Source organism: Methylobacterium nonmethylotrophicum, assembly GCF_004745635.1.
Lineage (GTDB): Bacteria > Pseudomonadota > Alphaproteobacteria > Rhizobiales > Beijerinckiaceae > Methylobacterium > Methylobacterium nonmethylotrophicum.
The window spans coordinates 15,331-32,065 of sequence record NZ_SRLB01000028.1; the positions used below are offsets into that span (position 1 = coordinate 15,331).

Below are 16,735 nucleotides of genomic sequence, written 5' to 3' on the forward strand. Positions count from 1 at the left end.
GGCGGACGCCCCTGAGGGCTCCTGCCCCTGAGGGCTCCCCCCCTCAGGCCTTGGGGGGCAGCGCGCCCAGGATGTCCTTCAGGGCGTCCTCCACCGCCTCGCGGCCCGTGTCGTGGGCCTTCAGGCGGCCCTCGAGCCGGCGCAGCTGCGGGGCGAATTCCGGCGGCAGGCCGGGATCGCCGAGGTAGTGCGGCTTCTCGGCCTCGGCGTTGTAGACCGAGCGGAGCTGCTGCCCGAGGTGCTCGCGCACCGGCTCCGGCAGCGCGGCGTCGTGGTTCTCGTGCGGGTCGGAGGGCATGGGGTCCGTGTCGTTTGGGGTCGGCGGGATCAGGCTGAGCGGAGCGGCTGTCGCCCGTCGGATCAGCCCGCCCCTGTCTCGGCCGAAGCAGAACGAGGACCGGGACCGTTTCGTTGCAAGGTTTCCCGTATCGCAGGGGTGACATCACGGTCCCGGACAGCAGAAAGCCCCGGCGCGGGGCCGGGGCTTCCGAAGTCCGGGCCGTGCCGCACGGGGCGGCACGGATCCCCGCTTGGTCGACGACGCTTAGTCGATGACCTGCACGATGCGGCGGGTGCCCGGATCGACCAGCACCACACGGTCGTTGACCACGGTGTAGCGGCGGCCGCGGATGCCGTACTCGGACGGAACCTCGTAGTAGCTCACGCCCGCGGAGGGCAGCACGGTGCCGACCGCCACATCGCCGTCCCAGTTGTAGGAGCGGTGCTGGCGCACGGCGTAGGTGCGGAAGCGGGGACGGTCGTCGACGCCGAGCAGGCCGCCGACTGCACCGGTCGCCGCACCGACGGCGCCGCCGACGATCGCGCCGACCGGGCCGGCGGCGTCCGCACCATCCTCGGCGCCGCGCTGGGCGCCGCCGATCAGGCCCTGGGCATGGGCGGCCATCGGCAGGGAGAGGGCGAGGGCGGCGGCGGCCAGGAAGGTCTTGGTCTTCATCGGATCGGTCTCCGTTTCGGTCCAATCCGCCCCGGTCGAGCGGGGCGGCTCTCGGGGGTGCTAACGTCGCCGTCGGCGAAACGGTTCAATCACTGCGGCCGAAATGTCGCATAAACCTCCCCGGAGTACCTTCCACCGAATCAGGCGTCCTTGGGCATCGCCGACTGGATCAGACGGTCGGTGCCGAGATCTTCCTCGTCGTAGCCGAGAAGCTCCGCCAGCCGGCCGCGGGCGCGGCTGACGCGGCTCTTCACCGTGCCGACCTTGCAGCCCATGATCGCTGCCGCCTCCTCGTAGGAGACGCCCTCGGCGCCGACGAGCACCAGGGCCTCGCGCTGGTCCGGCGGCAGCTTGGCGAGCGCGCTCTGCAGGTCCTCGACGTCCAGGCGGTCGCCCTGGTGCGGCGCCGTGGCGAGCCGCGCCGCGTAGGAGCCGTCCTGGTCCTCGACCTCGCGCACGCGCTTGCGGTGGTCGGAGTAGAAGATGTTGCGCAGGATGGTGAAGAGCCAGGCGTTCAGGTTGGTGCCGGCCTGGAACCGCGCGCGGTGCTGCCAGCCCTTGAGCAGCGTGTCCTGCACCAGGTCGTCGGCCCGGGCCGGATTGCTGGTCAGCGACAGCGCGAAGGCGCGCAAGGACGGCACCGCTTGCAGCAGCCCGTCGCGGAATTCCGGCAGGACGACCTCGCCCTGCACCTTGAGGGCGGCCTCCAGACGCGCCACCAGCTCGGCGAAGCGGTTGTCCGGATCGGCGTTGCCGAGGGACTCGTAGGTCGCCCGGAGCTGCGTGCCGAGATGCGACCGGATGCTGGCCGAGAGGCCGGGACGGGCCTCGGCCGACGGATTCGGGGCGGTGTCTCGCGTCATGGCTCTCGCGTCTGGCTGCCAGAGGAAGATGGGCCCGGGGGCCGCGACAGGAAAGGGCAACCTTAGCGAGAAACAGGCCGGGACCAAGAGGCTGACTCACTCAAGAGGGCGCCTCGCCGCGACGGCTTCGATGAGGCCTCCGCGCTCAGCCGCCGAGGCCAGCCCCGGTCTCGTCGCCGTCCGGGACGCCGAGGCGGAAGGCCAGAACCTCGCCGGGGGCGAGGTCGGTCCAGCTCTCGTCCCGCGTGAGGGGGCGCGTCGCCACGACCGTCACGATGTCGTCGGGCGTGGTCTCATGCGCGAAATCCACCCGCCAATCCTCGTCGACCAGCGTCGCGGTGCCGAACGGCGCCCGGCGGGTCAGGGTGCAGAGCCGCTTGCCGCAATGGGCGTAGAGGGTGCGGCTGTCGGAGAGCAGCATGTTGAACACCCCGAGCCCGTGCAGTTCGGCGCAGAGCTCCCGCACCGCCCCGTCGAGGCGCGTGGGCTTCGGCAGCGCCCCCCAGCGCTCCTCGAGCCGGCCGAGCATCCAGCAGAAGGCGTGCTCGCTGTCGGTGGTGCCGACGGGCCGGAAGCGGCCGAGCTTGAGGCGCTTCACGCCCTTGAGCTGGCCGTTATGCGCGAAGGTGAAGGTGCGGCCCCACAATTCGCGGCTGAACGGGTGGGTGTTTTCCAGCGTCACCCGGCCGCGATTGGCCCGGCGCACATGGGCGATCACGATCCGGCTCTTGATCGGGTATTGCCGCAGGAGCCGGGCGATCTCCGAGCGGGCGCTCGGCTCCGGGTCGTGGAAGCTGCGGCAGCCGCGCCCCTCGTAGAACGCGATGCCCCAGCCATCCTGATGCGGCCCGGTCTCGCCGCCGCGGCGCGCCAGGCCGGCGAAGCTGAAGCGGATGTCGGTCGGGACGTTGGCGCTCATGCCGAGCAGTTCGCACATGGCGACCGTTATAGCGCCGCAGCCGTGAGCGGGGAGTGAACGGGCGCGAATCCCGCGCTCCCCCTGCGCGCGTCGGCCGGCTTGCGACCGCCAGGACGGCGGTCATCCGGTCGGCGCCGGTTCGCAGGCTGCCGAAAATGGAAACGATGCGTTTCGATCGTTTCCATTTCCAAACATGATTTTCGGCTCCAGGGTATTGGTCGTCGCCGCATCCGCGGCGGAGGCTCCGGGCCTCGAGATCCGGCGGTGACGAATGTACCGTCCGTCCCGGGGCGTCGGGGCCGTCGAGAGAAGGAGCAGGGCGATGAGCTGGCACAGTGCCGATGATCCGATCCCGGGCGACCGTTTCAGCTGCGACGCGATCCAGAGCCTGATCGTGCCGCGCTCGCGCGATCTCGGCTCCTTCGCCGTCCGGCGGGCGCTGCCCTCGACCGAGTGCCGGATGGTCGGCCCCTTCATCTTCTTCGACCAGATGGGCCCGTCCGAGTTCCTGCTCGGGCAGGGCATGGACGTGCGGCCCCATCCGCATATCGGGCTGTCCACCGTCACCTACCTGTTCGACGGCGAGATCATGCACCGCGACAGCCTCGGCACTGAGCTGCCGATCCGGCCGGGCGAGCTGAACTGGATGACCGCCGGGCGCGGCATCACCCATTCGGAGCGCACCGGCGCCGCGCTCCGGAAGACCGGCTCGCGGCTGTTCGGCCTCCAGAGCTGGGTCGCCCTGTCGGCGCAGGACGAGGAGACGACCCCGGCCTTCGAGCATTACGACGCCGCCGCGCTGCCGATCGTCTCGGGCGAGGGCAAGACCGTCCGGCTGATCGCCGGCGAGGCCTATGGGGCGCGCTCGCCGGTGCGCACCTCGAGCCCGATGGTCTATGCCGACGTGGCGCTCCAGGCCGGTGCCGTGCTGCCGCTCGACCCCAACTACGACGAGCGGGCGATCTACACGGTCGCGGGCGCGATCGAGATCGCCGATGACGGCTTCGGTCCCGGCCAGCTCCTGGTCTTCCGGCCCGGCGACCGCATCAGCGTGCGGGCGACGCAGGATGCCCGCTTCATGGTGCTGGGCGGCGAGCCGATGGACGGCCCGCGTCACCTGTGGTGGAACTTCGTCTCCTCGCGGCCCGAGCGGATCGCGCAGGCGAAGGAGGATTGGCGCCAGGGCCGGTTCGACACGGTGCCGAACGACGCCGAGTTCATCCCGCTGCCGGAGGATCCCCCGCCGGTCCGCTACCCGTGATCCGGCCGGCGGCCGGGAGCGGCTGCCGGCGCGCCTTCCTCAGTAGCCGACGGTGAAGCGCTGGCGGAGATGGGCCGGGCGCTCGATCTCGTCGACGAGGGCGACGGCGTAATCCTCGTAAGAGATGCGGCTGCCGCCCTCGCCGACGAGGAGGCCGTCGCGGCCGAGGCGGAACCGGCCGGTGCGCGCCCCCGGTTCGATCAGCGCCGAGGGCGACAGGAAGGTCCAGTCGAGGTCGGTCACCGCGCGCAACGCGTCGAGGAACGCCGCGCCGCGCAGCGCCTCGGCCTTGTAGGCCTCGGGAAAGCCGGGCTGGTCGACGAGCCGCTGGCCGGGCGCCACTTCGAGCGAGCCGGCGCCGCCGACCACGAGGTAGCGGGTCACGCCCGATTCGCGGACGGCGCCGATCAGCATCTGCGGGTCGGTGTCGGCGAAGCGCACGGCGCTCACCACGGCATCGTGCCCGGCGAGCAGGCGGCTCAAGCCCGCGGGATCGCGCACGTCGCCGGGGACCGCCTCGGCCTGCGCCGAGGCGACGCCGGCGAGGTTGCGGGCGATCGCGGTGACGCGGTGGCCCCGCTCCACCAGTTCGGTGACGAGACGCGCGCCGACGTTCCCGGTCGCGCCGATGACGGCAACCCTGGCCATGTGGATCTCTTTGTTCGATTCCGCGATCTGGTCTACAATCGAGACCGTGCACAGAGCTAGCTCCCGCTGCCCGGCCGCGCAAGACGTCATCGTCGCGGGACCAGGTCAGCGCGGGATGACCACAGGATGTGACGGATGCTCGATCAGATCAGGCCAGCCGACATCTCCGAGTTTCCTTGCCCGATCCGCGACGTCCTCGACCGCATCGGCGATCAGTGGAGCTTCCTGGTGCTGATCGGGCTGGAGCCGGGGGTGCGGCGCTTCAGCCAGCTCGAGCGCGAGATCGGCGACATCTCGAAGCAGATGCTGTCGAAGACCCTGCGCCGGCTCGAGCAGGACGGCTTCGTGGCGCGCGAGGTCCATGCCGAGGTGCCGCCCCGGGTCGAGTACCGGCTGACGGCCCTCGGGCGCTCGTTCCTCGGCCCGATGCGGGAGCTGATCCGGTGGGCGGAGGTGAACCACGGGGCGATCGTTGCGGCGCGGCGGCAGAAGGGGGCGGGGTGAGGGATTCGGGACCCATGCCCGGTTTCGCCCGACGACGGATCATGCGATTTCCGCCCGATCGCGACGCGCCGACTTGGCGCGGGATCCCCGCTCCCGCCCGGCCCGGTCCATCGCATGCGGCGGATGGGATGATGGAGACGATCATCCCATCCGGCCCTCCGCATCGTCGCGGGGATCGAGGGTTTGCCCCGCTCGCCGCACAGGCCTGGCGGGACGTGGGCGAGGCACAGCCGGCGGAATGAGGCTCAGGCGATCGTGCTGCGCCGACGGGAGCGGGAGGCATGCTCTCCCGTTATCGGAACGGACCCCCGGAGAGACGGTGCATCGACGACGTCACCGGCAGGCGATCTCGTCCGCCGTCACCAGGATGACCTCCCCGTCGAGGATCGGCTGGGCCACGCGGAAGAACCGCGCCACCGCCTCCGAGCCGTTGTGCCGGTCCATCGCCGCCTGATCCGTGAACCGTTCGTAGGTGGTGAAGCGCGCCGGATCGCCGTCGTCCTGCGAGATGAAGAAGCCGACCGTGTCCGGCTCGTTCGCGGCGACGTGCGCCGCCACGTCGAGGAGGGCGGCGCGAAGGGTCTCCTCCGCGCCCGGCTTGGCGCGGAGGATGGCGCTGATCGTCTTCATGGGCCCGCTCAGAAGGTCTTCCAGTCGCCGGCGGCCTCGAAGGCGGCGGCGGCCTGGTAGATCGCGCTCTCGTTCCAGTCCTTCGCGGTCAGCATCAGGCCGACCGGCAGGCCGTCGACGAGGCCGCAGGGGATCGACATCGAGGGGTTGCCGGTCACGTCCATCGGCGAGGTCGAGGCGACCATCTCGAAGGCGCGGACGATGATCTCCTCCAGCGGCGCGCCCTTCTCCGGCAGCTTGGTGGCGGTGCAGGGCAGGGTGGGGCAGAGCAGCAGGTCGTACTGCGCGAAGGTCGCGGCGAAATCCTCCCGCACCTTGCGGGCGAGGTTCTGCGCCTTGGCGTAGTAGCGGCCGCGATAATGGGTCAGGCCCCACTGGCCGATCAGCATCGAGATCTTCAGCGTCTCCGACAGGTCGTCCGCCTTGTCGCGCCAGGCGGAGTGGGCGTCGAACAGGCCGACGTCGTAGGCGCCCTTCCAGTTGAACCCCATGCCGTTGCCGAGCATCATCTGCTGGGTCAGCCCTTCGAGGCCGATCGGCGTCCACACCGAGGCCGCAATCCGGTAGGCCGGCAGCGAGACCTCCTCGACGGTGGCGCCGAGCGCTTCGAACCGCGCCGCCCCGGCCCGGACCTTGTCGGCCACCGCCTCCTGCATGCCCGGCGCCGAGAAGCCTTCGAGCAGCAGCCCGATCTTCAGGCCCTTCGCGCCCTTCTTGAGCGCTTCCGTATACGCCGCGACCTGCGGCGCGTACTGGCGCGGATCGAGGCCGTCGGCCCCGGCCAGGACTTCGAGCAGCAGGGCGTTGTCGGCCACGCTCGCGGTCATCGGGCCGGTATGGTCGATCGTGGTCTCGATCGGCATCACGCCGGTATAGGGCACGAGGCCGTGGGTCGGCTTCATGCCGTAGATCCCGCAATACGAGGCGGGGATGCGGATCGACCCGCCCTGGTCGCCGCCGATCGCGAGATCCACCTCGCCGGCGGCCACCAGCGCGCCGCTGCCCGAGGACGAGCCGCCGGCCGAGTAGCCCATCCGGTGCGGGTTGTGGACCGGCCCCGGATCCGAGGTGTGGCTGCCGCCCGAGAGGCAGAAATGCTCGCACACCGCCTTGCCCAGGATGGTGGCGCCGGCATCCAGCATCCGGGTCACGATGGTGGCGTCGGCCGCCGGCACGAACCCCTCGAGGGTCGAGGCGCCGTTCATCATCGGCACGCCGGCGAGCGCGACGTTGTCCTTGAGCGCGACGGTCTTGCCCTTGAGCTTGCCGGTGTCGGCGCCCTTGACGGTGCTCTTCCAGTACCAGGCCCCGAGGGGGTTCTCCTCCGGGGCCGGCCGGGTGCCCGGGGTGCGGGGATACTTCACCGCGGGGATGTGGTCGGGCAGGGCGTCGACGACGTCGTAGGCGTCGAACGAGGCGTCCATCAGCGCCCGGTAGGCGGCGGCCTCCTCGTGCGAGAGCGACATGTAGAGGCTGGCGGCGAGCTCGCGGACCTGGGCTGCGCTCGGGCGGGTGATGGCCATGGGGCGTCTCCTTGCAGGCTTCAGGTGATTGGTCGTCGGGCGACCAGAGAACCGGCGGTCGCCTGTTTGGTGTCTCTCACGAAACTCCCGATCACCGGCCTTGCCCAGTGTGGCGGCTCCGGCGCAGCGGGAGTTCTGTGAGGTGCACTGATCCCTCCGCGTCATTCCGGGGCTTGCCGAAGGCGAGAGCCCGGGATCCAGAACCGCTGATCTTGCAGAATCGGACGGATTGCGGCCCGCTTTATCCTGGAACATCGGCAGCTCTGGATTCCGGGCTCCGCTGCACGGCCCCGGAATGACCAGGAGGGTGAATCATCTGTCGAGAGAAGTGAACACCGGTTCGATCATGCCGCCGCCATGCCGATCCGCCCGGACAGAAGGTCCTCGCGCGAGACCTCGCCGGTGATGCGGCCCTTCTGGATGCCGAGCACCCGGTCGGAGAGCGAGCTGATGAAGTCGAGGTTCTGCTCGACGATGATCATCGACAGGTCCCAGCGCTTCTTCAAGGCGAGCAGCGTCTCGATGATCTCCTCGATGATCGACGGCTGGATGCCCTCGGTGGGCTCGTCGAGGAGGACGAGCTTCGGCCGGGTGCAGAGGCAGCGGGCGAGCGCCAGCAGCTGCTGCTCGCCGCCCGAGAGGGCGCCGCCGCGCCGGTCGAGCAGGCGCACGAGGCGGGGGAAGTCGGCGAGCACGTCGTCGATGATGCGGGGGTCCTCCTTGCGCGCGCTGGCGAGCCCCATGCGCAGGTTCTCGCGCACGCTGAGGGTGGCGAAGATCTCGCGGCCCTGCGGCACCAGGCCGAGGCCGAAGCGAGCGCGCTGGTGGATCGGCATCCGCGTCACGTCGGTGCCGGCGAAGCGAACCGCGCCGGCGGTGGCCGGGATGTGGCCCATCAGGGTCCGCATCAGCGTGGTCTTGCCCATGCCGTTATGGCCGAGGATGCCGAGATATTCGCCCGGCGCCAGCGTGAAGTCCACGCCCATCAGGATCGGCACCCGGCCGTAGCTCGCCCGCAGGTTCTCGACGTCCAGCAACGCGCTCATGCCGCCACCTTCTTGCCGAGATAGACATCGCGCACCCGCCGGTCGGCCAGCACGGCGTCGATCCCGTCCTCCATCATGATCCGGCCCTGGTGAAACACGGTCACCGTGCGGGCGATCATCCTGATGAACGCCATGTCGTGCTCGACCACGACGATCGCCCGGGTCTTGTTGATCTCGCGGATGATCTCGGCGGTGCGGTGGGTCTCCTCGTCGGTCATGCCGGCGGCCGGCTCGTCCAGGAGGATCAGGTCGGGGTCGCCGGCGAGCACCGTGCCGATCTCGACCCATTGCCGCTGGCCGTGCGAGAGCTGGCCGACCGTGGCCCCGGCGAGATGCGTCAGCCGGATCTTCTCCAGGATCTCGTCGACCAGGGGCCTGGTGAATTTCGGCGTGGTCTTGCGGCGGGCCGAGAGCCAGATGTTCTCGCGCACCGACAACCCGTTGAACACGTTCGGCACCTGCGTCTTGATGCCGATGCCGAGGCGCGCGATCTCATGGCTCTGCAGGCCCGTCAGCGGTTGGCCGCGGAACGCGATCGTGCCGGAGGTCGGGGTGAGCTGCCCGGTCAGCATCTTGAAGAAGGTGCTCTTGCCGGCGCCGTTCGGGCCGATGAGGCAGCGCAGCTCCATCTCGCCCAGGGTGAAGCTGACGTCGTCGTTGGCGACGACGCCGCCGAAGCGCATCGTCAGATGCTCGGTCTTGAGCAGGGGGACGAGGGGATCCACGGTCATTCGGCTCCCGCGATCTGGGTCCGGGCGGCGGTCTCGGGCGCCGGGCGGCGCAGGGTCCGTCGACCGAGCCCGAGGAGCGCGTCGCGGAGCGTCGGCACGATGCCCTTCGGCAGGAGCAGCACGAAGGCGACCAGGATCACGCCGAGCACGAGGTTGGCGTTGAAGGCCTGCTGCGAGCCGATCTTGGCGTTGAGGTACTGGATCAGGAAGCAGCCGACGACCGGGCCGATCAGGGTGCCGAGGCCTCCGACGGTGATCCAGATGATGATCTCGGCGGACAAAGACAGCGAGAAGATCGTCGGGCCCACGAAGGCGCCCCAGTTGACGTAGAGCGCGCCGGCAAGGCCCGCGACCGCGCCGCCCACCATGAACACGCCGAGCTTGATCAGGCGCGGATCGTAGCCGAGCAAAGCCGCCCGGGTCTCGTTCTCGCGCACCGCCACCGCGATGCGGCCGAAGGGGCTCGCCAGGAGCAGCCGCATCAGCACGTAGACGGCGATGAGCGCGGAGCCTGTGACCCACCAGCCGGCTTCGGGCGTGAGCACCGCGTCGGGCGCGTAGGGGGCGTTGAAGGTCGGCACCGACGGGATGCCGTTGAAGCCGCCGAGCCGCGCCTGGCCGATCGTGTAGGCGTCGCCCGCCGTCGAGTTGACGACGTTGAACAGGATCAGGGTGACGGTGAGGGTGATGACCCCGAGATAGACCTCGCTGATCCGGCCGTAGAACACGAAGTAGCCGAGCGCCGCCGCGAACAGGGCGGGGAGGAGGATCGCCAGCAGGATCGCGTTGGTCGAATCGCCGAAATTGATCGCCGCCACCGCGTAGGTGTAGCCGCCGATCCCGAAGAACGCGGTCTGGCCGAAGGACAGGATGCCGCCGAAGCCCCAGATGAAGCCGAGGCTGAGCGCCAGCACGCCCATGGCGGCGAACAGCGTCATCTGCATCAGGGTGAAGAGTTCGAGATAGGTCGGGAGGACGGCCACCAGGGCGATGGCGGCCAGGACGGCGAGGCCCTGGAGCAGGACCTTCAGGGCGTCGGGCATTCAGAGCGTCCCCTTGAAGAAGCGGCCGGAGATGCCCTGCGGCAGCAGGCGGATCAGCAGGATCGCCGAGAGGAACAGGATCACCTCGCCGTAGACCGGTGTGGTGAGGAAGGCGCCGACCTGGTTGACGAAGCCGAACAGGCCGGCGGCCGAGAGCGTGCCCGAGATGATCGCCGCGCCGCCGCCGACCACCGTGATGAAGCACTTGGCGACGAAGGCGGTGCCCATCACCGGCGTGATGCCGGAGACCGGCGCCAGGAGCCCGCCGGCAAGCCCCGTGACCGCGGCGCCGATGCCGAAGGTCGCCATGTAGATCTTCGCCGGGTTGACCCCGAGCGTCGCCGCCATGCCGGGGTTCAGCATCACCGCCCGGGCGACGAGGCCGAAGCGGGTGAAGCGCATCACCCCGTAGACGAGGGCCATCATCAGGACGGCCATGCCGAACAGGAAGATCGTGTACCAGCTCGACCGGTAGGCCCCGATCTGGAAGCCGCCGAGCGGCGTCGGAACGCCGTTGATGGTGTTGCCGAAGATCGTCGTCACGAGGCCGATCAGGCAGAGGCTCAAGCCCCAGGTCGCCAGCATCGAATCGACCAGGCGCCCGTACAGGAACCGGATCAGGCAGCGCTCGATGACGAGCCCGACCAGGCCGACGAAGAGCGGCGCCACCAACAGCATCGCAATCCAGATGTTGAGCCCGGCATTGGCCGAGATCACCGTGGCGTAGGCCCCCAGCATCACGAACTCGCCGTGGGCGAGGTTGATGATCTTCATCATCCCGAAGATGATCGCCAGCCCGAGGCACAGCAGGAACAGGGCGGAGGCCCCGTTCACGACGTCGAGCGCGATGATGAGCGACAGATCCATGCGGTCATCCGGGTGGGGGAGGGGTTGAACCTGATGCCGAAACGGCTGGCCCAACCCTCAGATCGAGATCTCGTACTGCTTGTTGTCTCGTGGGTTCTTGATCAGGTTGCACACCGCCGCGGTGTCCTGGGGCTTGGCGTCCGGGTAGGTCTCGCGCACCACCCATTTCCGGTCCTTCACCGCGGCGAGGTAGGCGTTGCGGGTGACGTGGTGGGTGGCGTGGTCGATCGTGACCTTGCCGGTCGGCCCGTCGAAGGACAGGCCGGTCTCCAGCGCCTCGGTCACCGCCATCCGGTCGATCGAGTTCGCCTTCTTCACCCCCTCGACCCAGAGATAGAATCCCTCGTAGGTCGCCGCCGCCAATTCGCTGATGTAGGGGATGCCCGGCGACTGCTTCTTCAGCTTGGCGACGTAGGCCGTGCTCGCCGGGGTCGTCAGCTCCTCGAAATAGCCGTAGGCGCCCAGCACGTCGTCGCTCTCGGCGGCGTTGAGGGTACTGGGCTCGTTGACGAGGCCGAAGGTGGTCGAGGCGATCGGGATCTGGCCCTTCATCCCGGCGGAGGTCCATTGCCGGTAGAACGCCGTGTGGTTGCCGCCCACCAGCGCCGACAGCAGCAGGTCTGGCTTCGCCGACTGGATCTTCGAGATCGTCGGGCCGAAATTCGTCACGTCGAGCGGGAAGAAGTCGACCGAGACCGTCTCGCCGCCCTGATCCTTGACGTATTTCTGCATCCACTTGGCGGTGATCTGGCCGTAATTGTAGTCGGCGGCGATGATGTAGACCTTCTTCTTGTCCTTGCCCATGGCGTAGGGCACCAGCTTCTCCACCGTCTGGGCCGGGGTGGTGCCGGTGCAGAAGGTGTTGCGGTCGCAGACCCCGCCCTCGTACAGCACGTTGTAGAAGTACAGCACCCGGAAGCGGTTGAAGGTCGGGCGGATCGCCTCGCGCGAGGCCGAGGTGATGCCGCCATGGACCACCGCCACCTTGTCGCGCACGGCGAGCTGCTGCGCGTATTGCGAGTACATCTGGATGTTCGACTGCGTGTCGTAATGCACGAGCTGCAACGGCCGGCCGAGCAGGCCGCCGGCGGCGTTCACCTCCTCGATCCCGAGCTTCAGGCTCTCGACCATCGGCGTGCCGGAGGCGGCGATCGGCCCGGACTGGTCGTGCAGCGAGCCGACCAGGATCGGCGTCTCGCCCCGCGCCGAGCGGAGCAGCGCGGGCGTCGCCAGGGTGGACAGCGGAACGGCGGCGGCCGTGCGGAGGAGGTCACGACGAGAGAGGGCCATCCTGTGTCCAAGCTCCTTGACGGTGCGTGCGGCGTGACGAGAGCCTCGCGAGGTTAGAAGACCGAGGCCGGCCGGCGCTTGCCTGTGCTGACCAAAAAATTGGACTCGCCGTGCCAGGACGGGCGGGACCTGAGGGGCGCGGGTGCCGCGCGACGTCGCGTCGAATGCGTCCTGCCGCCGACGAGGCTCGGTGTCGTCAACGCGGTCTGGGGTTGGAGGCGAGGCTCCGTTTTTCTCCCCGGCGTCGGGTCGCGCCGGGGGCGCGTCGGCGAGGACGAGGAGGCGTCGCATGATGGCGACGTGGGCCATGATGCGCTTCGTCCCGGCACCGGCGAGGCGCTGAGAGACATCCTTCCCCGTCCTACGCCGCCGCCGGCTCCCTCGACCCCGGCAGCAGCCCCATCAGCGACCGCAGCGGCGGGCTGGCCTCGCCCGACCACACCAGGTGGGTGTGGTTGAGACCGAGATGGGCCGGAAGCGGGTGGCGGGCGACCGCGGTGCCGAGCACCGCGTGGTCGAGCACGGAGGCCGGCACGATTGCCGTCCCGGTGCCGGCCGCCACGCAGGCCACGATGGCGTGGTACGAGCTCATCTCCAGGATCCGGTCCGGCGACCCGCCCGACTCGGCGAGCCACTCGACCAGTCGCTGGCGGTAGGAGCAGCCGTGCGGGAACGCCACCTGGGCCTGCCGGCCTGGACCGGCACCGGGCAGGGCGGCACCCTTGGCGGTGATCAGCACCAGCTCCTCCTGGAAGACCGGCACGGCGTTCAGGTCCTGGCGCTCGAACGGCTCGGACACGAAGGCCGCCTCGACCTCGTAGCGCTCCAGCTGGCGCAGCAGCGCGCGCGTGGTGCCGGTCTGCAGCTCGATCGTCACGTCGGGATAGCGCGCGTAGAAAGCGGAGAGGATCGGCGGCAGCCGGGCGCCGGCGGCGCTCTCGAGCGAGCCGAGCCGCAGCACGCCGCGGACGGATCCGCCGCGCATCTCCCGCTCGGCGAGGTCGGCCAGCTGCAGCAGCTTCTCGGCGTGGCCGAGGAGGGTGCGCCCGGCCTCGGTGAGGATCAGGCCGCGGCCCTGGCGCCGGAACAGGGCCGCGCCGACCCGCTCCTCAAGCTGCTTGATCCGGGTCGTGACGTTGGAGGGCACCCGATGCCAGAGCGCGCGGCGCACGCTGGCCAGCGCATCCGAAGAAGGTGGGTCGAGCTTTTGGGTACCAGGCGGGCCTGCGTCGCCTTGCGCTGGCGGGCAGGCAGGCGCGCGGCCAGCAGCGTGACGATCGAGAACAGGGCGAGCAGACAGGGCGTGGTGCGGGCGATCGCCTTGTCCGGCCACCGGCGCTGGGTCGCGACGCCGAGATGGGCGCGGGCCTCCTGGAACGTGACCTCGACGCTCCAGCGCCGCACGAACCAGGTCAGGATCTGCTGGGGATCGCGGGCGAGGTCTGTGTACGGCAGCGTCTGCGGGGTGAAGCGCTCCTCGGGACCGCGGATCAGCACCCAGCGGACCGGCACCACCGGCAGACCCGCGTGCCACCAGACGGCGGTGTCGCTGGCGACCTCGACGGTGCGCGCGCCGGTCCCGTACCAGCCCGGCACGGTGGAGCCGATGCCAGCGTGTGGCCTCCTCGACGAGAACGCGCGCCAGGGTCGGGCGCCGCGCGCCCTTGATGCGTGGACGTCCGATCGTGCCCGGCCGGCGGGGCGGAGCGGTTCGTAGAGGGCTGCGTCGAGGCGCAGGCGGGTAATCACCATCATGCCGCGGCGGCTCAGGGCGGCCAGGAAGGCAAGCGCCGCGAAGCCGCTGTCGGTACCAGCACGAGGTCGCGCCCCGGCAACCAGCGGCGGGCCTGGAGGATGAGCTGGCGCCGGACCTCGCACAGAAGCTTGTGCCGGCGACCCCGCTCGCGGCAAGCGCGCTCGGAGGGGACGAGGGCGGTGAGGAACGGCAGCGCCCAGACCCGCTGGGCAAAGGGGATCGGGGCCAGCAGCATCAGGCTGAGCCAGCGCAGGCCGCTGGTCTTGACGGAGTGGCTGTCGGAGGAGCGTACCGGATCGCGGTAGATGCCGCGGGCCGTGATGCGCCTGCCCCAGCGCCGCTCGATCGTGTCGTCGAGGCCCAGCACCACCGGGCCGCGCGGCGCGAACGCCGTGATCGGGTGCCCGAGCAGGAGGCAGGCGCTGGCCCGAGGCGACCAGACGGCACGGTTGAGGACGCGGTGGATGTTGACGAAGCGGCGGTCGTGGGCGCGGCCCATGATGCGCAGCAGACCGGCAACCGTGCGCCGGCCTGGGGCCAAGATGGCGCCCAGGAGCAGGAGGCGTGGCACCACGAACGGTGGACGAAGAGCGGCGCGAAGGCCAGGATGATCCCGGCGAAGCGGGCGGGCAGGTCCGGCATGGCGGTGTCTCTTGGTCGAAACAGCGCCGGCCTGCCCGTCATGTCCGCTCCGTCACCCCCGCTCCACGCAGGCCGCCGACACGCCAAAAATGGCCAAAGTCGAGCTAAGTGCACCTGACAGAACAGGACGATTGGGGTGGTTGGGCGTTGGGCAGGCATGGCTCGCCCGCTCCTTGCCGACGATCTCTGGGCTGCAATCGCCCCGCTTCTGCCGCCGCACCCGCCTCGCCCGAAGGGCGGGCGTCCCCGGGTGGACGATCGGGCTGCCCTGGCCGGCATCCTGTTCGTGCTGCGCTCGGGCATTCCCTGGGAGATGCTGACGGCCGAGATGAACTGCGGCTGCGGGTTGATCTGCTGGCGCCGGCTGCGCGACTGGCAGGCGGCGGGCGTGTGGCGGCGCCTGCATCAGATCCTGCTTGAACGCCTGCATGCGGCGGGCGAGATCGACTGGAGCCGGGCGAGCCTCGACAGCGCGAGCGTGCCGGCGAAAAAGGGGGTCTGCCACCGGCCCGAACCCGAGGGACCGGGGCAAGGCGGGGACCAAGCGCCACCTCGTCACCGACGCGCGCGGTACGCCCCTCATGGTGAGCCTGTCGAACCATCGGCCTCGTCCTGACCGGTGCCAACTGCCGCGACAGCCCGCTGATGGTCCCGACGCTGGACGCGATCCCGCCCTTGCGCAGCGGGCGGCGGAGACGCCCGCGCCGGCGCCCCGACAAGCTGCACGCCGACAGGTCCACGATGCCAGAGCGCGGCGGCAGGAGTGTCGGGCGCGCGGAAGCAGGCTGCGGATTGCCCGGCGTGGCATCGAGAGGAGCGACAGGCTCGTGCGGCATCGCTGGGTGGTCGATGCTTCGACAGGCTCAGGATGAGGGCAGCCACGCCTGGTTCAATTGCGCTCGCCGCCTGCCCGTCCGCTACGAACGACGCCCCGACATCGACGAGGCCTTCACGTTCCTCCAGGCCAGCATCATCACACTCGAGCGGAAAACGTGAAACCAGAGAGTCTTCGCTTTAAGCATTTTTCAGAAATCCTATGTTTTTCATGTAGGTAAGATAAATCAAATTCTCCTGTGATTGCTTATTTAATGAATGATACTTGTGAGCCAGTAATCATGAGATCAGAAAAGCTGGTACTTCTTGGCGCTTCCGTTAGTTCAGTTTCATATGAAAGAAGTTGCCAGTTGTGCCTTGAAAAACCTACAGAGCAGAAATCACGATAGAAATCTTCTGCGCTGTACCCATTCAGCGACTCATACTCATTCCACATATGTCGAGTTACTAGATCACGAGAATCTGGATGCTGTATTGCATATTCCTCTAGTTTTTCCCTTATCCAGTCTTTATTTCTCTTAAGATGAAAAAACGGCTCTGAAATATAATCCGATAAGTGACTTCCGTAGTATGACGTAAACCATGGAAAAACGCTGATCATTCCTCTGCGATGAGGCTTAAGTACGCGGCGCATTTCTGACAAGACAGCAACGACATCAGAAACATGCTCGAATGCGCCCCAGGAATAGACTGCATCAAAGTGATCATCAGGATAGGGAAAGTTCACTCCATCGTAACACTTATAAGACAAACGCTCAATATAATCAGACGGTACGGCAAAACCAGCTGCCTTGAGCCTATTTGCTGTCTCGTGAATTCGATCAATATCACTTGGTATGATTTCAAGGCCTGTAATATTTGCAGCGCCTCGATTGAGAAGGCCAAATTCAATCAGCATGTCCCCGCATCCAACGCTAAGCATTTTACTGTCATGGATATCACAAATTGCCTGACAGATCTTATCCGGTGCCGTGTTGTAATGTGCTTCTAGCCATTCTCTATCATTCGGAATAAAAGACATTACCTTCAACTTCTTATCTATCCTTACCTAGAGTCTAGAATCACTGAATACATATAAAACGCACAAGAGTCAACTTCTTGCAATTATGCTCATGACGAAAATTTTTCACCTCAGTGGCGATTCGAGAAATCAGGCGCTGACGCGCGCGACTAATTTATATGTTAGCTCTTTTCGGCCTGCCGTTGTCTAACATCTGTTTACA

Annotated in this window: 18 protein-coding genes and 1 pseudogene; 3 read left to right on the forward strand and 16 right to left on the reverse strand. The window is 68.2% G+C overall.

What is annotated here, in order from left to right; genetic code table 11:
* Positions 1-43: 43 nt before the first annotated feature.
* From EU555_RS27485 to EU555_RS27500, 4 genes are all read right to left on the reverse strand, one after another.
* Entirely contained in the window at positions 44-298 is a 255-nt protein-coding gene (locus EU555_RS27485; protein WP_135418580.1) for a hypothetical protein, read from the reverse strand.
* Positions 299-544: 246 nt separating this feature from the next.
* On the reverse strand, positions 545-955 hold the full coding sequence (locus tag EU555_RS27490) for a DUF1236 domain-containing protein (RefSeq protein ID WP_135418581.1): 411 nt from the start codon (positions 953-955) through the stop codon (positions 545-547).
* A gap of 140 nt (positions 956-1,095) precedes the next feature.
* The gene (locus EU555_RS27495; protein ID WP_135418582.1) at positions 1,096-1,818 is read right to left on the reverse strand and encodes a sigma-70 family RNA polymerase sigma factor; all 723 of its coding nucleotides are present in this window, start codon (positions 1,816-1,818) and stop codon (positions 1,096-1,098) included.
* Positions 1,819-1,963: 145 nt separating this feature from the next.
* A complete protein-coding gene (locus EU555_RS27500) occupies positions 1,964-2,755 on the reverse strand; it encodes a class II glutamine amidotransferase (protein WP_135418583.1) in 792 nt (263 codons plus the stop codon).
* 304 nt (positions 2,756-3,059) lie between these two features.
* Here EU555_RS27500 and EU555_RS27505 point away from each other — a divergent pair, with 304 nt between their 5' ends.
* On the forward strand, positions 3,060-3,998 hold the full coding sequence (locus EU555_RS27505) for a pirin family protein (RefSeq protein WP_135418584.1): 939 nt from the start codon (positions 3,060-3,062) through the stop codon (positions 3,996-3,998).
* 39 nt (positions 3,999-4,037) lie between these two features.
* Here the strand turns inward: EU555_RS27505 and EU555_RS27510 are convergent, their stop codons facing one another.
* Positions 4,038-4,646 (reverse strand): NAD(P)-dependent oxidoreductase, encoded by a 609-nt coding sequence (locus tag EU555_RS27510; RefSeq protein ID WP_135418585.1) that lies wholly within the window; start codon positions 4,644-4,646, stop codon positions 4,038-4,040.
* A 135-nt stretch (positions 4,647-4,781) separates the two neighbouring features.
* Here EU555_RS27510 and EU555_RS27515 point away from each other — a divergent pair, with 135 nt between their 5' ends.
* Positions 4,782-5,150: a winged helix-turn-helix transcriptional regulator gene (locus EU555_RS27515; protein ID WP_135418586.1), complete on the forward strand. Its 369-nt coding sequence runs from the start codon at positions 4,782-4,784 to the stop codon at positions 5,148-5,150.
* 333 nt (positions 5,151-5,483) lie between these two features.
* Here the strand turns inward: EU555_RS27515 and EU555_RS27520 are convergent, their stop codons facing one another.
* From EU555_RS27520 to EU555_RS37230, 10 genes are all read right to left on the reverse strand, one after another.
* Positions 5,484-5,780 carry a putative quinol monooxygenase gene (locus tag EU555_RS27520; RefSeq protein WP_135418587.1) on the reverse strand — a complete coding sequence of 99 codons (297 nt, stop codon included), beginning with the start codon at positions 5,778-5,780 and terminating at the stop codon, positions 5,484-5,486.
* 8 nt (positions 5,781-5,788) lie between these two features.
* Positions 5,789-7,303 (reverse strand): amidase, encoded by a 1,515-nt coding sequence (locus EU555_RS27525; RefSeq protein ID WP_135418588.1) that lies wholly within the window; start codon positions 7,301-7,303, stop codon positions 5,789-5,791.
* A 344-nt stretch (positions 7,304-7,647) separates the two neighbouring features.
* The gene (locus EU555_RS27530) at positions 7,648-8,349 is read right to left on the reverse strand and encodes an ABC transporter ATP-binding protein (protein ID WP_135418589.1); all 702 of its coding nucleotides are present in this window, start codon (positions 8,347-8,349) and stop codon (positions 7,648-7,650) included.
* Positions 8,346-9,074 carry an ATP-binding cassette domain-containing protein gene (locus tag EU555_RS27535; RefSeq protein WP_135418629.1) on the reverse strand — a complete coding sequence of 243 codons (729 nt, stop codon included), beginning with the start codon at positions 9,072-9,074 and terminating at the stop codon, positions 8,346-8,348. Before EU555_RS27535 ends, EU555_RS27530 begins: the two co-directional genes overlap by 4 nt.
* Before the next feature lie 2 nt (positions 9,075-9,076).
* Positions 9,077-10,123: an ABC transporter permease subunit gene (locus EU555_RS27540; protein WP_135418590.1), complete on the reverse strand. Its 1,047-nt coding sequence runs from the start codon at positions 10,121-10,123 to the stop codon at positions 9,077-9,079.
* Entirely contained in the window at positions 10,124-10,990 is an 867-nt protein-coding gene (locus EU555_RS27545; RefSeq protein WP_135418591.1) for a branched-chain amino acid ABC transporter permease, read from the reverse strand.
* A gap of 57 nt (positions 10,991-11,047) precedes the next feature.
* The gene (locus EU555_RS27550; protein ID WP_135418592.1) at positions 11,048-12,280 is read right to left on the reverse strand and encodes an urea ABC transporter substrate-binding protein; all 1,233 of its coding nucleotides are present in this window, start codon (positions 12,278-12,280) and stop codon (positions 11,048-11,050) included.
* A 361-nt stretch (positions 12,281-12,641) separates the two neighbouring features.
* Positions 12,642-13,427 (reverse strand): LysR family transcriptional regulator, encoded by a 786-nt coding sequence (locus EU555_RS37220; protein ID WP_245524527.1) that lies wholly within the window; start codon positions 13,425-13,427, stop codon positions 12,642-12,644.
* Complete coding sequence (locus tag EU555_RS37225; RefSeq protein ID WP_167858671.1) at positions 13,343-14,035, reverse strand: hypothetical protein; 693 nt, start codon at positions 14,033-14,035, stop codon at positions 13,343-13,345. Before EU555_RS37225 ends, EU555_RS37220 begins: the two co-directional genes overlap by 85 nt.
* A gap of 11 nt (positions 14,036-14,046) precedes the next feature.
* Positions 14,047-14,610, reverse strand: coding sequence for a transposase (locus EU555_RS37230; RefSeq protein ID WP_135418593.1), 564 nt, complete (start codon positions 14,608-14,610; stop codon positions 14,047-14,049).
* A gap of 225 nt (positions 14,611-14,835) precedes the next feature.
* Between EU555_RS37230 and EU555_RS27565 the strand changes: the two are divergent.
* Positions 14,836-15,674 (forward strand): annotated as a pseudogene (locus tag EU555_RS27565) (IS5 family transposase).
* 85 nt (positions 15,675-15,759) lie between these two features.
* Here EU555_RS27565 and EU555_RS27570 read toward each other — a convergent pair.
* Positions 15,760-16,533 (reverse strand): class I SAM-dependent methyltransferase, encoded by a 774-nt coding sequence (locus EU555_RS27570; RefSeq protein WP_245524530.1) that lies wholly within the window; start codon positions 16,531-16,533, stop codon positions 15,760-15,762.
* Positions 16,534-16,735: the final 202 nt, after the last annotated feature.

Bases quoted from the DNA above. Each gene is read 5' to 3' on its own strand.
- EU555_RS27485 (WP_135418580.1), bottom strand. From the start codon at position 298: ATGCCCTCCGACCCGCACGAGAACCACGACGCCGCGCTGCCGGAGCCG.
- EU555_RS27490 (WP_135418581.1), bottom strand. From the start codon at position 955: ATGAAGACCAAGACCTTCCTGGCCGCCGCCGCCCTCGCCCTCTCCCTG.
- EU555_RS27495 (WP_135418582.1), bottom strand. From the start codon at position 1,818: ATGACGCGAGACACCGCCCCGAATCCGTCGGCCGAGGCCCGTCCCGGC.
- EU555_RS27500 (WP_135418583.1), bottom strand. From the start codon at position 2,755: ATGTGCGAACTGCTCGGCATGAGCGCCAACGTCCCGACCGACATCCGC.
- EU555_RS27505 (WP_135418584.1), top strand. From the start codon at position 3,060: ATGAGCTGGCACAGTGCCGATGATCCGATCCCGGGCGACCGTTTCAGC.
- EU555_RS27510 (WP_135418585.1), bottom strand. From the start codon at position 4,646: ATGGCCAGGGTTGCCGTCATCGGCGCGACCGGGAACGTCGGCGCGCGT.
- EU555_RS27515 (WP_135418586.1), top strand. From the start codon at position 4,782: ATGCTCGATCAGATCAGGCCAGCCGACATCTCCGAGTTTCCTTGCCCG.
- EU555_RS27520 (WP_135418587.1), bottom strand. From the start codon at position 5,780: ATGAAGACGATCAGCGCCATCCTCCGCGCCAAGCCGGGCGCGGAGGAG.
- EU555_RS27525 (WP_135418588.1), bottom strand. From the start codon at position 7,303: ATGGCCATCACCCGCCCGAGCGCAGCCCAGGTCCGCGAGCTCGCCGCC.
- EU555_RS27530 (WP_135418589.1), bottom strand. From the start codon at position 8,349: ATGAGCGCGTTGCTGGACGTCGAGAACCTGCGGGCGAGCTACGGCCGG.
- EU555_RS27540 (WP_135418590.1), bottom strand. From the start codon at position 10,123: ATGCCCGACGCCCTGAAGGTCCTGCTCCAGGGCCTCGCCGTCCTGGCC.
- EU555_RS27545 (WP_135418591.1), bottom strand. From the start codon at position 10,990: ATGGATCTGTCGCTCATCATCGCGCTCGACGTCGTGAACGGGGCCTCC.
- EU555_RS27550 (WP_135418592.1), bottom strand. From the start codon at position 12,280: ATGGCCCTCTCTCGTCGTGACCTCCTCCGCACGGCCGCCGCCGTTCCG.
- EU555_RS37225 (WP_167858671.1), bottom strand. From the start codon at position 14,035: ATGATGGTGATTACCCGCCTGCGCCTCGACGCAGCCCTCTACGAACCG.
- EU555_RS27570 (WP_245524530.1), bottom strand. From the start codon at position 16,533: ATGTCTTTTATTCCGAATGATAGAGAATGGCTAGAAGCACATTACAAC.